Annotated in this window: 13 protein-coding genes and 2 tRNA genes; 8 read left to right on the forward strand and 7 right to left on the reverse strand. The window is 39.9% G+C overall.

Annotation, left to right across the window (positions count from 1 at the left end; genetic code table 11):
- Positions 1-77 precede the first annotated feature (77 nt).
- On the reverse strand, positions 78-425 hold the full coding sequence (locus B0X70_RS13090; protein ID WP_046396886.1) for a Grx4 family monothiol glutaredoxin: 348 nt from the start codon (positions 423-425) through the stop codon (positions 78-80).
- Positions 426-1,116: 691 nt separating this feature from the next.
- Here B0X70_RS13090 and purR point away from each other — a divergent pair.
- Entirely contained in the window at positions 1,117-2,142 is a 1,026-nt protein-coding gene (gene purR / locus B0X70_RS13095; protein WP_046396887.1) for an HTH-type transcriptional repressor PurR, read from the forward strand.
- A 6-nt stretch (positions 2,143-2,148) separates the two neighbouring features.
- Here purR and punR read toward each other — a convergent pair whose 3' ends face one another.
- On the reverse strand, positions 2,149-3,057 hold the full coding sequence (punR, locus tag B0X70_RS13100) for a DNA-binding transcriptional activator PunR (RefSeq protein ID WP_046396888.1): 909 nt from the start codon (positions 3,055-3,057) through the stop codon (positions 2,149-2,151).
- A gap of 147 nt (positions 3,058-3,204) precedes the next feature.
- On the opposite strand from punR, the gene punC reads away from it, so the two are divergent.
- Positions 3,205-4,401, forward strand: a complete 1,197-nt coding sequence (gene punC / locus B0X70_RS13105) for a purine nucleoside transporter PunC (protein ID WP_046396889.1) — start codon at positions 3,205-3,207, stop codon at positions 4,399-4,401.
- 297 nt (positions 4,402-4,698) lie between these two features.
- Entirely contained in the window at positions 4,699-5,850 is a 1,152-nt protein-coding gene (cfa, locus tag B0X70_RS13110) for a cyclopropane fatty acyl phospholipid synthase (RefSeq protein WP_046396890.1), read from the forward strand.
- 62 nt (positions 5,851-5,912) lie between these two features.
- On the opposite strand, the gene B0X70_RS13115 is transcribed toward cfa, so the two are convergent.
- Positions 5,913-6,890 (reverse strand): CgnE/CgnB domain-containing protein, encoded by a 978-nt coding sequence (locus B0X70_RS13115; RefSeq protein ID WP_217469534.1) that lies wholly within the window; start codon positions 6,888-6,890, stop codon positions 5,913-5,915.
- A gap of 424 nt (positions 6,891-7,314) precedes the next feature.
- Positions 7,315-7,971, reverse strand: a complete 657-nt coding sequence (locus B0X70_RS13120) for a riboflavin synthase (protein WP_046396892.1) — start codon at positions 7,969-7,971, stop codon at positions 7,315-7,317.
- A gap of 224 nt (positions 7,972-8,195) precedes the next feature.
- Between B0X70_RS13120 and B0X70_RS13125 the strand changes: the two genes are divergently transcribed.
- The 4 genes from B0X70_RS13125 (at position 8,196) to pykF (ending at position 11,809) form a co-directional block, all read left to right on the forward strand.
- Positions 8,196-9,569 (forward strand): MATE family efflux transporter, encoded by a 1,374-nt coding sequence (locus B0X70_RS13125; protein ID WP_217469535.1) that lies wholly within the window; start codon positions 8,196-8,198, stop codon positions 9,567-9,569.
- Between the two features lie 171 nt (positions 9,570-9,740).
- Positions 9,741-9,817 (forward strand) — tRNA-Val (locus tag B0X70_RS13130).
- A 45-nt stretch (positions 9,818-9,862) separates the two neighbouring features.
- Positions 9,863-9,939, forward strand: a tRNA-Val gene (locus tag B0X70_RS13135).
- Between the two features lie 460 nt (positions 9,940-10,399).
- A complete protein-coding gene (gene pykF / locus B0X70_RS13140; RefSeq protein WP_217469536.1) occupies positions 10,400-11,809 on the forward strand; it encodes a pyruvate kinase PykF in 1,410 nt (469 codons plus the stop codon).
- Between the two features lie 1,058 nt (positions 11,810-12,867).
- On the opposite strand, the gene B0X70_RS25525 is transcribed toward pykF, so the two are convergent.
- Positions 12,868-13,215, reverse strand: coding sequence for an enoyl-CoA hydratase-related protein (locus B0X70_RS25525; protein WP_251073235.1), 348 nt, complete (start codon positions 13,213-13,215; stop codon positions 12,868-12,870).
- Entirely contained in the window at positions 13,179-13,718 is a 540-nt protein-coding gene (locus B0X70_RS25530; protein ID WP_251073236.1) for an enoyl-CoA hydratase-related protein, read from the reverse strand. The genes B0X70_RS25525 and B0X70_RS25530 overlap by 37 nt, the downstream gene beginning before the upstream one ends.
- A gap of 441 nt (positions 13,719-14,159) precedes the next feature.
- Here B0X70_RS25530 and B0X70_RS13150 point away from each other — a divergent pair, with 441 nt between their 5' ends.
- Positions 14,160-14,396, forward strand: a complete 237-nt coding sequence (locus B0X70_RS13150; RefSeq protein ID WP_036805405.1) for a major outer membrane lipoprotein — start codon at positions 14,160-14,162, stop codon at positions 14,394-14,396.
- A 109-nt stretch (positions 14,397-14,505) separates the two neighbouring features.
- On the opposite strand, the gene B0X70_RS13155 is transcribed toward B0X70_RS13150, so the two are convergent.
- Entirely contained in the window at positions 14,506-15,576 is a 1,071-nt protein-coding gene (locus tag B0X70_RS13155; RefSeq protein ID WP_217469537.1) for a L,D-transpeptidase family protein, read from the reverse strand.
- Positions 15,577-15,595 lie beyond the last annotated feature (19 nt).

The raw sequence follows: 15,595 nt of genomic DNA on the forward strand, positions 1-15,595 counted from the left end.
AATTAAGCAATAATACCCCCCCATATATCAATATATGGGGAGATAGCATAATAATCTGTCTGTAAGTAATTAAAAAATTACTCTGTCGCGTCTTCGTCTTCGGGACGATATTTATCAGCAGTTTCTTTGATTAATGTTTGTAACTCACCACGCTGATACATTTCAATGATAATATCGCATCCACCTATCAACTCACCTGCTACCCAAAGTTGAGGAAAGGTTGGCCAATTAGCATATTTTGGCAATTCTGCACGAATATCTGGATTTTGCAAAATATCTACGTAAGCAAAACGTTCACCACATGCAGATAAAGCCTGAACAGCCTGCGCAGAAAATCCACAACTTGGCAATTTAGGAGAACCCTTCATATACAATAAAATTGGGTTTTCTTTAATTTGGCGCTCAATCTTCTCAATAGTCATCATTTTTATTTCCTTTAAACCAACACTATGTTGATAACCAACATCGTCACAATACTACGGAGAATACCATTTTCTCTCACTAAGATGTATCCTGATCTTTTCTTATCCTGATGCAGATGGCATCATTTTCACTGTTATTTATCGTAGAAGTTGCCAGGACGACCAGAAATTTACCGGCGCAGCAGTGAAAGCTTTTGGTTCTGGGGTGGGCTTAACAACCATCAGATTAATTCATTACTCTCTATTTTAACACCCAAAGGCAAAGGGCAGATAAACCACTGAGACTATCCGCCCAATTTCTTTTAAACGTAAAGTCAATTTTTAATCCATCTCATCAGCTCAAATCAGGCAAAGATCAAGCAAAGAGCGGCAAAAATGGCAATCATCACCAACGTGCTAACAGCAGTAAATAAACCAAGTTTCAAATCGGTATTCATAAAGCCTCCTCAGAATAAAAAGTTTATAACGACAAAAACCAGTCTATCGAGATGGTTAATTGCCCTTACATAAGGAAAAGCATAAATAGCGATTACCATTCATTTTATAACACTGATTATTGCTTTCACTTTTGAGCCAGATCAGACAAAATCCAAGATTTATCGCTAACTTATTGCCAGCCCTTGTGTAAAAGGGCTGGCAAATGATTAACAAAGCGTTTTAAATTTAGACCAAAAGGTCAGGAGTCTTTCACCTCATGGCAACGATCAAAGATGTGGCTAAACACGCTGGTGTCTCAACCACTACCGTATCCCATGTTATTAATAAAACCCGCTTCGTCGCTGAAGATACTAAAGCTGCCGTTTGGGCTGCTATTAAGACACTGAATTATTCACCCAGCGCCGTCGCTCGCAGTCTGAAAGTTAACCACACAAAATCGATCGGATTACTTGCAACGTCCAGTGAAGCCCCCTATTTTGCTGAAGTCATTGAGGCTGTTGAAAACAGTTGTTATAGCAAAGGCTATACGCTGATTTTATGTAACTCACACAATAACATTGATAAACAGAAAGCCTATCTCGCCATGCTGGCACAAAAACGTGTGGATGGACTGTTGATTATGTGTTCAGAATACCCGGAACAGTTGTTGGGAATGTTGGAAGATTATCGTAATATTCCAATGGTCGTTATGGATTGGGGTCAAGCCAGAAGCGACTTCACCGATACGATTATTGATAACGCATTCCACGGAGGTTATCTGGCTGGTCGTTATCTTATCGAGCGTGGCCATCGTGATATTGGCGCGATCCCCGGCCCTCTGGCACGAAATACCGGCGGTGGTCGCCATCAAGGATTCTTGAAGGCGTTAAAAGAAGCCAATATTCCGATCAGAGAAGAATGGATTATTCAGGGGGATTTTGAGCCAGAATCGGGCTATAAAGCCATGCATCAAATTCTGCATCAAAAACAGCGTCCGACTGCGGTTTTCTGCGGCGGAGATGTTATGGCTATGGGGGCTATTTGCGCTGCTGATGAATCAGGATTACGCGTCCCGCAGGATATTTCTATCATCGGTTATGACAATATACGCAACGCTCGTTATTTCTCTCCGGCATTGACCACCATTCATCAGCCAAAAGAACGACTGGGACAAATGGCGTTTTCTATGTTATTGGACAGAATCGTCAACAAACGTGAAGATGCACAAACTATTGAAGTACATCCACGCTTGGTTGAACGACGCTCTGTCGTCGATGGTCCATTTATCGACTATCGCCGTTAACCCGCTTTATTCATCTTGAAGCCATTCAGCATTAAGAGTTTCACTATCGCCAAGGTAGTCAAGCAACCAACTTAATGCTGGAGAATGGCTGTTTTGTACCCATGCCAAACAACATGGACTGTCTGGTAAAGGCTGTTCCAATTCCAGCACGGCTAATTTCTTCTGCCGAATAAGCGGCATCGCCCTATGCTTAGGCACCATTCCTACACATAACCCTTCGTTTAAACAAGACAGACCAGACTCCCAATCAGGAACTACCAGCCTGCGCTGGTTATCAAGATTCCAGGTGTCACGCTTCGGTAAATTACGAGATGTATCTTCAAGGCACAAACTTGGATAAGGCCGCATTTGGTCATCAGATAGCGGCCCCGGCAATTGAGTCAACTCATGGTCTGCGCTAACCACACATAACCAAGGCATAAACCCCATATCTCGGAAACTATACCTTTCCCCGACAGGAACCACTCGGGTTGCCCCAATGGCAACATCAACTCGACTATCCACCAGCGCATCCCACACACCATTAAACACTTCCTGATGAATAAAAAGTTCTATATCAGGAAAATGGTGGTAAAAATCAAGAATAAGCTGACGACTACGTTCTGGTTTGACAACGCGATCAATAGCAATATTAAATTGCCCTCGCCAGCCGTTTGCAACTTGTTGACATTGGTGACGAGTATCAATCATTTTTTTGATAACAGAGCGAGCTTCTTTGATAAAAATAGCGCCTGCCTCAGTTAATTCTACATCCCGATGATGACGCTCAAACAACGAAACGGCAAGCCACTCTTCCAATTGTCTTACGGTATAACTGATCGCAGAAGGGACACGGTGAAGCTCCAATGCAGCGGCACTAAAACTGCCTGTTCTGGCAACCGCATCCACGACTTCAAGCGAATATTCCGACCACATAATTTTACCTTTCAATTTTTTTCACAGCACTATGCAAATATTACCATTTCACAAGTAAAAATCACGACGTATAGAATATGTGTCAATATTGTTATCTACCTATCACTGCAAATTATTTTAATCATGACATTCAAAGAGAGTAATCAAATGAAAAACTCAAGTCAGTTCATGTTCTACCTTGCAGGCTTGAGTATGCTAGGTTATCTGGCTATTGATATGTATCTGCCAGCATTCGGTGCTATGCAACAAGAATTAGGGACATCAGCAAACGCAATTAGTGCCAGCCTAAGCATCTTTCTTGCAGGTTTCGCCTTTGCGCAACTTTTGTGGGGGCCTCTTTCAGATCGCTTTGGCAGAAAACCGATTATTATCACCGGCCTATCCCTGTTTTCTATTGGCTGTCTGGGAATGATGTGGATAACAGATTCCACCCAACTTTTAGTTTTGCGTTTTGTCCAAGCCATAGGTGTGTGTTCAGCCGCCGTCTCATGGCAAGCATTAGTTATTGATCGTTACGATTCCAATCGTACCAAACGTGTTTTCGCAACGATTATGCCATTGGTTGCACTCTCCCCTGCCCTAGCGCCTTTAATGGGAGCCTGGCTGTTGCAACATGGCGGCTGGCGCATAATTTTCCTAATCTTACTGACAATCACATTAGTACTGTTGTTTTTTACTCTATTTTTGCAAGAAAATCGCAAAAACCGTGAAACTCAAGTGCAAACAAATAATGTCTCTTTCCTTACGCTATTAAAATCACCACTGTTTAATGGCAACGTTCTGATATTCGCATCATGCAGCGCCGGCTTTTTTGCCTGGTTAACCGGCTCCCCTTCAATTCTCGGTGAAATGGGATATACCCCCGATGACATCGGTCTGAGTTATATCCCTCAAACGTTGGCCTTTATCGTTGGAGGTTATGGATGTCGCAGTATTTTGACCAAAATAAAAAGTGAGATTATTTTTCCTTATCTGTTAGTTGGCTATGCTGTCAGCATGATTACGCTCTATTTGATTGCAAAATTTAGCGAGCCAACTCTATTCACTATTCTGATCCCTTTCTGCTTTATGGCTGCAATGAATGGCGCATCATATCCAATTGCAGTAGCAAACGCTTTATCCGCTTATCCACAAGACAGTGGAAAAGCTACTGCATTACAAAACACGCTTCAATTAGGACTCTGTTTTATTGCCAGTCTGGTTGTATCAGCATTTATCAGCAATCCACTTATATCCACAACCACTGTCATGGTTTCTACCGTTGTTCCAATGACATTAGGATATTTTATACAGTGGAAAAAAAACGCTGATCGCTGCATTCAAACAGTTGAACAAAATTCTTGATATTAATCAAATTGTTACTCCAATAAAGGCTGCTAATTATCAATTAATTGCGGCCTTTATTTATTAATTGATAAAACAATTTTACGCTTTTATACTTAATAAAGATCTTTATTACAAATAACCTGGAATTTGAGGTTTTCAGGAGCAATGATTGCCCCATTAAACTCATGGATTAGTCATCTTTAAGATTTTTTTACTTTGATTCTTTGTTATTTTTTGCATTTTGCGTCTTCGCATCCTGCTTTGTTAGCTAAAACGAGCTCCTCAATATTCCATCACCCTAACGTTGGAGAGTATATGAGTTCACCCTATATTGAAAACCCGAAAACAGCCATTAACTCCTGGCAGAGAATTGCCAATCAGATGCTAGAGGAAGCAGGAATTCAAATTAATGGTCACAATCCTTATGACATCCAGATAAAAAACCCTAATTTCTACAAAAGAGTTTTACAACAAGGTTCTATGGGATTAGGTGAAAGTTATATGGATGGCTGGTGGGATTGTGAGCGGTTAGATATTTTCTTTTATCGCGTTTTACGCGCTGGATTAGAAAATAAAATGCCCAATAATCTCAAAGATATAGTAAGAATCGCAACAACCCGCTTACGTAATCTGCAAACGCCAAAAAGATCATGGATTGTCGGTTATCAACATTATGATTTAGGAAACGATCTTTTTACCCGTATGCTTGACCCTTATATGCAATATTCCTGCGGATACTGGAAACAAGCTAAAACACTGGAGCAGGCTCAGCTTGATAAGTTGAAACTCATCTGCGAGAAATTGGAACTTTCTCCAGGTATGGCCCTGCTGGATATTGGATGTGGTTGGGGTGGGCTATCAGCTTATGCTGCTAAAAATTATGGTGTTTCTGTCACAGGTATAACTATTTCAGCCGAACAACAGAAATATGCACAGAAACAATGTACAAATCTGGATGTAAAAATCATTCTGAAAGATTATCGGGATTTACATGAGCAGTTCGACAGAATTGTTTCTGTCGGTATGCTTGAACACGTTGGACCTAAAAATCATGCGACTTACTTCGACGTTGTTCAAAGAAACTTGAAGCCTGATGGCCTATTCCTGCTACATACCTCTGGTTCCAACAAAACTAAGGCCAGTGCTGATCCGTGGATCAGCAAATATATTTTTCCTAATGGCTGCTTGTCTTCGATTGAGCAAATAGCTCGCACCAGCAAAAACTGTTTTGTTATGGAAGATTGGCATAACTTTGGCGCAGATTATGATCGTACATTGATGGCCTGGTATGAAAGATTTATTGCCAGTTGGCCTGAAATACAAGATAACTATAGCCCAACATTTAAACGCATGTTTAGCTATTATCTGAATGCCTGTGCCGGTGCATTTCGTGCTCGCGATATTCAATTATGGCAAATCATATTCAGTCTAAAAGGCATTGAAGGCGGGTTACGGGTAGCCCGATAGTTAACCTAAAAGCTACAGGTTTCCACTGTAGCTTTTATTCAATGCAGTATATCTATTTCTCATTAACGGAAATCACCCACATAACCATTATCAAAGAAAACGGTTTGATCAAATGCTATTTTTCCACCAGAAAATATCAAATCTAAATGATGGCTCCCTTTTACACCACCACCTAAACCAAGATGTAAGCCAGGATGCCGCTCTTCAAAACCGGCATTTCTGCCATAAAGCGCTTTCACACCGGTGTTAGTACCAATACCAAACTCTTCAACAATTCTATTTCCGTGATTATGATTTAGATATAAATTAAAATCTCTACTAAATTCATCATTCTCACAACCAAAACCAATAATTTCACCCTCTTTTATATTTATAGTCATCATATCATTGACAACCCCATACTTTATGGCAAAGGGCGCAGTACTCAAAAAAGTACCACTAAAGCTAATACTGCCGTTAAGGTTCTTTATATGACTTGCTATTTCCCCAGGAATAACATCAATATTTCCACTGCCATCAATGGAAGTCCACTTATGGTCTTTTGCTAAATAACCTACAATCGAGTTCCCTTTATTATCTGTATATTGAATCTTCTGTGATCGACTTGATAATCTAATAAGTTTTTGATTCCTTTCTGTTATTGATGCTGGTGGCTCACTGAATGCTTCAATAAAATGCGGGCCATAATCTTTAAACAGTACAGATTTCTTCCATGATTCAGTAATAAAGCTTCTTATTTTGGTTAGATATTCAGGCCCTTGTGGAGATGCATTCTTTAATGTTGATGATGCGTAAAGAAAAATAAATAAATCACAATCGGCTATTTTTTGTTTTACATCGTCTGGCGGTGTTTTTTCTAAGAAAGCGAAATCAGATTTCACATCGAAATGCTTTTTATACACATGCATCTTCTGCGCAATATCGCCATGCTCAGTATCAGATCCGATAAATATCTTTATACATTCATCATTTCTTACTTTATCCGAAATCGCAGGATGATGCGATAAACAACGATACATATTCTCAAGACTTTTATCCATGAGGACAATCCTGTTTATTTTTAAGTAAGGGGGAGACTCCCCTTACTTATCTATTATTATAAAGAATCTTAATTATAAACAACTATTAAGGCCAAAGTGCCGTACCAAAAGGTACAACAGCTTGCGCATTCATCATTTCAACAGCATCATCGTGTGTAGGTTCTTCAAGCCATTCATCTAACTCAATCGGGTTTTCCATAAAGTAGCCTCTAAAAATATCATCGTGGGGATTAGTCTGCGCTTTACGAGAAAGAGCATTAACACAATAATAACAATGTTAATTATATTAGTTAACACAATATACAGAACACTGCTACATAAATCACAAAAAGGAGCATCGCTGGTTCAATGCTCCCTTAATTAACGCAGTTAATTCTGTTTGAAAGCGACAAGCAGGCTCATCCTGTCGCTCCTCATTTATTGATCATTCTTCCATCAATGTCTCTGGCTGCTGAGAGACGACCTGTTCCCGCTCTCTCTGGGCAAGAACACGCTCCACAGTATCAACAATCGCTTGAGTCTGTGAGTCAATCTCAATATTTACTCTCTGACCAAGACGTTTCTTACCCAATGTTGTACGTTCCAATGTTTCAGGAATAAGGTGAACACAAAAACGATTATTAACCACATCGCCAATTGTCAGGCTAATTCCATCGATGCCGATAAATCCTTTATGTAAGATATATTTCATTAGTTGCTTATCATGGATACGGAACCATATCTGATGGTTATTTTCTGAAGTGAAAATTTTAACTATCTCAGCAACCGTGATGATATGACCGGACATCAAATGTCCACCAATCTCATCCCCAAATTTAGCCGCACGCTCCAGGTTCACATAATCCCCTAACTGCAAATCACCAAGATTAGTCAGACGTAGAGTCTCTTTCATTAAGTCGAAACTAATCTCATCGCCTTCTATTTTAGTTACCGTCAGACAACAACCGTTATTGGCAACCGACGCTCCAGTTTCAATACCTGGCAATAATTCAGCCGGGAATTTAACAACATGAGTCCGAAAATTGCTCTTTTCATCAATAGCAACCAAGGGTGCCTTTCCCTGAACGATGCCCGTAAACATAGAAGAACCTCTTAATGACTGTGTATAATTATTAATTAGTTTATATCAAGTTGTCATTGATAAATACCACCTAAACATTTGAATATAAACTCAGCATGATTGTTGTAATATAGTATCAAATAGATACAATACCCCGGTTAGTAAACGGTTGATTTTTCGAAAATCGTTTCTTATATACAGGCGTTTTTCTTAATATTTTCTACTTTTAAAATAAGGTGTGATGCGTGCAGAAGTATTTAAAAGAAGCGCGTAGTTTGCTCGCTCTGGGGATCCCCGTCATTATTGCCCAATTTTCCCAAACTGCAATGGGAGTTGTGGATACAGTTATGGCGGGTAGCGTCAGTGCAACCGATATGTCTGCGGTTGCCGTTGGCACCTCTATCTGGCTGCCAGTTATTTTATTTGGTTACGGCTTACTATTAGCTTTAACACCCATTATTGCGCAAATGAATGGCTCTGGACGCAGGAATCTCATTGCTAACCAAACTCAACAAGGATTTTGGTTATCGATTTTCCTCTCCATTATCATTATCGCTATTTTATACAACAGCAAGTTCCTGATTGACAGGCAACATAATATAGATCCACTTTTGGCAGAAAAAGCGGTTGGATTTATCCACGCAATCATGTGGGGTGCGCCAGGCTTTCTGTTTTATCATGTGCTGCGTAATCAATGTGAAGGTTTATCGAAAACCAAACCAGGCATGGTGATTAGTTTTTTAGGATTGTTGATTAATATTCCGATTAACTACATACTCATTTACGGTAAATTCGGCGCGCCCGCTTTAGGTGGTGTTGGTTGTGGCGTTGCAACCGCCAGCGTTTACTGGGCCATGTTCCTATTAATGCGTTGGTATGTGAAACATTCGTCATCACAAAAGGATATCCGCCCTAAACATCGTTTTGCCGCACCAGATTGGCATATTTTGAAACGTATTTCAGCTCTCGGTTTTCCTATTGCGATGGCGATGTTTTTTGAAATTACCCTATTTGCCATAGTGTCATTGCTGATCTCTCCTTTAGGCATTACTGCTGTTGCAGGGCATCAAATTGCACTAAATTTCGGCTCATTAATGTTTATGTTCCCAATATCTTTAGCCGCGGCAACCACTATCCGGGTGAGCTACAATTTAGGACAAAAATCTACCGATAATGCCCGGATATCAGCCTATACCGGAATTATGGTTGGTTTGGTATTTGCTTGTTTAACCGCAACTTTTTCTATTATTTTGCGAGAGCCGATCGCTTTGATGTATAACGACAATCCTGAAGTTATCATTATGGCATCGCATCTGATGTTATTTGCCGCGCTTTATCAATTATCTGATGCCGTACAGGTTGTAGGGGCTGGTGTTTTACGTGGATATAAAGATACGCGCTCTATCTTTTATATCACTTTCATCGCTTACTGGATTTTGGGGCTGCCAAGCGGTTACATTCTGGGATTAACTGACTATTTCGTACCCGCTATGGGGCCACAAGGGTTCTGGATTGGCTTTATTATTGGCCTGACTGCATCAGCAGTGATGATATTTACCCGTATTTTGTGGATACAAAAACAGCCAGATGAGATAGTTTTACAACGTTCAACTCGCTGATTTATTTTCTATAAAGCCGGGGACGAATACTTAATTTGGTGGAATAAGCGACAAATTCACTGTATGTAGATGCAAATACGAACAGTTAAACAATAATTTGTATTATTCCCTTGCCAGAAGGCTAACTCGCCGCTAATATTCGTCCCCGTTGTCACCAATGCAATTTAGATTGCGTCCGTAGCTCAGTTGGTTAGAGCACCACCTTGACATGGTGGGGGTCGGTGGTTCGAGTCCACTCGGACGCACCAATTGTTTGGTTAATATTGTTTGGTTGATAGCATAATCTTATTAGTGCGTCCGTAGCTCAGTTGGTTAGAGCACCACCTTGACATGGTGGGGGTCGGTGGTTCGAGTCCACTCGGACGCACCAAGTCTACAAATCTCTTTTCTTGCTTTTATTATCTCTTGGTTGTACTCAATCTGCTTGCTGCGTCAAAATACACTGTTAGCTGTTTACAGACAGTTTCCGCAATGAGTCATAACTCCTCTTTGTTAAGATCTGCGTCATTTTTCCAGTTTATCGTTATAATTAATTCACATAATCATTTTTCGATTCATTTCACAGAAATAAGTCTCTATAATACGGCGCAATTTACAGTTGAATGGTTTCAGCTCATTAGTTTGCCGAACACTGAAAAGTTATAGATTAATCGTATGTATAAACTCACATAATTACATGTGCCTAACCTTGCACAAAAAGCACCGCATGTTTTCCCCGCCACCTGTCCTTAATGATGTTGCGCAACATTCAACACTATATGGTATCTGCGCAAGCCATAAAGTTGGCGGTTTCACTATTTTATCCAATTAAAACCTGTAGATAGATTGTCATGAAAAAAACCAAAATTGTTTGTACTATCGGGCCAAAAACAGAATCCGAAGAAAAACTGACCGAACTGTTGAATGCCGGCATGAATGTTATGCGCCTTAACTTTTCACATGGAGACTATGAAGAGCACGGTCAGCGTATTCAAAATATCCGTTCAGTTATAGCTAAGACAGGTAAACAAGCCGCTATTTTGCTGGATACTAAAGGCCCGGAAATTCGCACCATGAAGCTGGAAGGCGGTAATGATGTCACTCTAACCGCTGGTCAGACCTTCACTTTTACCACTGACACTTCCGTTATCGGTAATAAAGACCGTGTAGCTGTCACTTACAGTGGTTTCCCTGCGGATCTGGCTCCCGGTAATACCGTGCTAGTCGATGACGGTTTGATCGGCATGACAGTCAAAGAAGTCACTAAATCAGAAGTCATTTGCCAAGTTTTGAACAATGGTGACTTAGGTGAAAATAAAGGTGTTAACCTGCCGGGTATTTCCATCAGTTTGCCAGCTCTGGCTGAAAAAGATAAACAAGATTTGATCTTTGGTTGCCAACAAGGTGTTGATTTCGTCGCCGCTTCTTTTATCCGCAAACGCTCCGATGTTCTGGAAATCCGTGAACATTTGAAAGCGCACGGTGGTGAAAATATTCAAATCATCTCTAAAATTGAAAATCAGGAAGGTCTGAACAATTTTGATGAAATTCTGGAAGCTTCTGACGGGATCATGGTTGCCCGTGGTGATCTGGGCGTTGAAATCCCGGTAGAAGAAGTGATCTTCGCTCAGAAGATGATGATTCAAAAATGTAATATTGCTCGCAAAGTTGTTATCACTGCAACTCAAATGCTCGACTCCATGATTAAAAACCCGCGTCCTACCCGTGCGGAAGCCGGTGACGTCGCTAACGCTATTTTGGATGGTACTGATGCAGTTATGCTTTCCGGTGAAAGTGCAAAAGGTAAATATCCAATAGAAGCGGTGACTATCATGGCAACGATTTGTGAACGTACAGACCGCGTAATGCCAAGTCGCATCGAAGCCGTCAATTGCCGTAACCTGCGCGTAACCGAAGCGGTGTGCCGTGGCGCCGTTGAAACAGCAGAAAAACTGGAAGCTCCTTTGATTGTGGTCGCAACCTATGGCGGTAAATCTGCCAAATCCATTCGTAAGTACTTCCCTGGCGCCCCTATTTTGGCACTAACCACTAATGAAGTGACTGCCCGCCAATTACTGCTTGTTAAGGGCGTTTCTACCCAAATTGTTAAAAAGATCGCCTCTACCGACGATTTCTACCGCATTGGTAAAGAAGCAGCACTAGCAAGTGGCCTGGCGGAGAAAGGTGAAATCGTAGTTATGGTATCCGGCGCCTTGGTTCCAAGCGGTACAACCAACACCTCGTCTGTTCACGTACTTTAATTTAATAAGTTGTTTTATTTCTGAAACACCGTACTTCTGGCGGTGTTTCAGGGCTCTAATTTTCTCCGTTAATATAATGCAATACCAAATTATTTTACCAATCATAATAATCACAGATTTATTTCCATTCTATCTATTTCAACGAATAATAAAATAACCTTATTCTTCTTATTTACCATTAGCCAAATATTTAAAACTGCCATTTTCAATTTTGGTTTTTAAATTATCCCTTTAAAATAGAATGGATTTAATAATCAGCCATAATACATATGTATTTTAAAAACAATGAGCATTATTAACACACATAAAATAATAAGATTATCTACTTAATCAAGAAATAATTTACACAGAGAAAATCCTATGATTATATTAATAAATTTAAAATATAATAATGTATCTTTGTTATTTACTTCTACCTTTATTATTTCCTTTATTTAATATCTTTTTCTTATTGATATTATCTCTACCTTGCTTCCCGCGCCATCTGGCTAACGGCAAGTACAGATTACCAGCCAGTTTCATTGGCGTTCATGTAATAACATGCAAAAAGCTCAGTTGATGAACATGACAATAGGTTAACTCACTCCTGAAAAATATCGCTTTTAATACTCTAATCTCTAATCTCTAATCTAAAGTTATTAAAAAATTTCTCATTAACTACTATTTCTACAATCCAATCATTAATCACGAATGTCAAATAAAATCTAACAATAATAATATTTTATCAACACCTAAAATATTATTAATGACAAATAACAACATGAATAATAAATCAAAATTAAATAATAATAGGAATATTATTATAATATATTTATTTTGGTTTTTATGAAAATTTACAATCTGGCTATAAGTTATTTATTAACAGAAAATAAAATCATTTAATATATTCATTATATGGATCAAATTATTCCATCCACTTATATGCTGATTGATAATAATGCCATTCTCTGTTTTCTCATGGTCAGAAAATGGCGTAAACCTCGACAATGATGACATTTTCCAGCACTACATCATTTGCGGAGAAGCCACTTTGTATGTCATCAATATCTTTTCCTTAATCATGGTTCATCGAAAGCTTTACCGACTTCACTTAAATTCTGGAACTCACTTTTTGTTCCGGCCGCTTTCGCCTGAATCGAGCACAGAATATCTTGACGACTAAAAATCGAAGCTTGCAAAAGTGCTATTTGTTGCAGCGATTCATAAACACCATGATCACGGCTGTAAAGCATAGCTCGTTTAATCCCGTTAATGGCAACAGGAGGCCGATCAGCAATGCGTCGGGCAGTCGCGAGAGCACCTTCGATTAATGTCTCTGTAGAAGGGAACACTTTTACCACCAGCCCCAAATCATGAGCCTGAGCCGCACTCAGCGTATCTCCAGTAAGGGCAAAATAGCGGGCCATACCCCAGGGATCAAATGTTGCAAACGTTGAAGAATACCTAAGTCAGCCATCATACCGATATTGGTTTCTTCTATACGGAACTTCGCATTTTCAGCAGCAAAACAAAAATCGCATGCGGCAATTAAGTCAAAACCCGCGCCAAGACAGGCGCCTTGCACTGCGGCAATAACAGGGAATCGTGCACGCTCCAATACGCTTATCGCCTCCTGCATTTGTAATAAGCTGAACTGCATCGATTCCCGCTCATTAGGATTAGTCGTATTAGCCTCTTTGCTAGAAGCAAAAATTTGCAGATCAAGCCCGCCACAAAATGTATTTCCTTGTGCTGAGATCACCATTGCCCGAACTTCACCTGAATGACTAAGTTGCTCTATTGCCTCAGGAAACTTTTTCCAGAACCCAAGCGCCAAACTATTTGCCTTTTCGGGACGACTGAGTTGTAAATGAGCGACTCCGTTGTCAATGTTGATGTCAAAATATTCGTTAGATTGATCAGTTAACATAGCAAACTCCTCTTACCAGTTTGCATTTGAGCCTAGGATTCAACCTGAACATTGTCAAGTTGTTCATCTACAGTAAGATTCAGTTAACAAATTTGTTTTAAGAGAAACCCTAAATTTATGTATAAAAAATGGCTGCATTAATAGAGATGTCCTGATGGTTCAATAGATGCAAGATGATCTGGATGTTGTATTTTTTATTTATAAGAATTTTTAACTAAAATTATTTCGAAGAATATCATTCCCTCATGGAATAGGCTTTTTTTGATTAAAATGTTACTCAACGGTTTTGTTTTTTTACATTCAGATAAAAATTATCCACTCGTTAAAGAGAAAAATTGAAATAATTGGTTTTCATGATAAAAATTTATTCTCTTTCTAAAAAACTTTGTGTAATACTTACATGGCTACTTGGAGATTAACTTAAATCTAGAGGGTATTATAATGAATCGTACTAAAATTGTACTGGGTGCAGTAGTTCTGGCTTCTACTCTGTTGGCTGGTTGTTCAAGCACTGCTAAGGTTGACCAACTGACTTCTGATATTCAGACTCTGAATGCAAAAGTTGATCAACTGAGCAATGACGTGAACGCAGTACGTACTGACATTCAAGCCGCTAAAGACGATGCAGCTCGTGCGAATCAGCGTCTGGATAATCAAGTTCGTTCCTACAAAAAATAATTTTTTGTAATTATGTACAAAAATGGCGCACAGTCTACCTGTGCGCCGTTTTTTATCATCGGATTCTGTTAGATAAATATTTGCTGACTTCCCTGTCCGCAATAAAATATTAATTTTCCCGATAGATAGGCCCAGGCTGATATAACGGTGGTAATTTAAACGATTCAGATATATCTTTATTCACCGCTTGTTCAGCACCTTTAACATCATCTTCCACCCGCGCGATATTCTCTTCCTGCAACTCCTGTTGTGTTTCAGGTTCTATGCCTTGACTTACCAATACCGGCATACCAGAACGGCGTACTATCGCTTGTTCAACAATGTTTTTATCCGTTTTGCTATTATCAATGAACTTGTTCAAATCGATTGATCGGACAATAGGTAATGTTTGTGGATCATCATTCTCTTTCTTAGACAACGGCTGGTGTACTTCAATATAACGCTCACCATTTGGTTCTACAGAATACTTAACCGCTTCATTGATAATCTGTACTCGCGTTCCTCGGGGCACTGTGTTGAATAACGTTTCAATATCATCAGGACGTAAACGGATACAACCGGAACTCACCCGCATACCGATACCAAAATCAGCATTCGTACCGTGGATCAAGTATTCTCCGCGTCCGGCAGCTAAGCGCAACGCAAATAAGCCCATTGGGTTTTCAGGGCCAGCAGGAACAACCGCAGGTAAGCTAATCCCCTGTTCAGCATAATGCTTACGGATATTCTTAGTCGGTGTCCAAGTTGGATCTTTAATTAACTGGCTGACAGATGTTGTCATCACTGGCGTATTACGACCAAGTTGCCCAATACCAATCGGATAAACGATGACTTTGTTTTTCCCTTTAGGGAAGTAGTAAAGTCTGAGTTCTGCAAGGTTAATCACAATCCCCTGCCTCGGTGTATCAGGCAACAGCATTTGTGACGGAATAATCAGTTCAGAACCCGGAGTAGGCAAATAAGGGTCGGTACCTGGGTTAGCTTCCAGCATTGCCAATAAACCAATTTCATATTCGGCAGCAATGGCTTCCAAAGAACGCCCATCATCGGGTACGACCAATGTCGTATTTTCGCCAATTAAACGGCTATTGGCCGCTGGCAAAGTATATTCTGTGGCACTAACGATGTTAGCTAGCCCACTTAACAATAACACGCCAATAAACGTTAAAACTCGTTTCATGCTTGCTTCCTGGAATGAC

The sequence above is a fragment of the Photorhabdus akhurstii genome, assembly GCF_019090985.1.
GTDB lineage: Bacteria > Pseudomonadota > Gammaproteobacteria > Enterobacterales > Enterobacteriaceae > Photorhabdus > Photorhabdus akhurstii.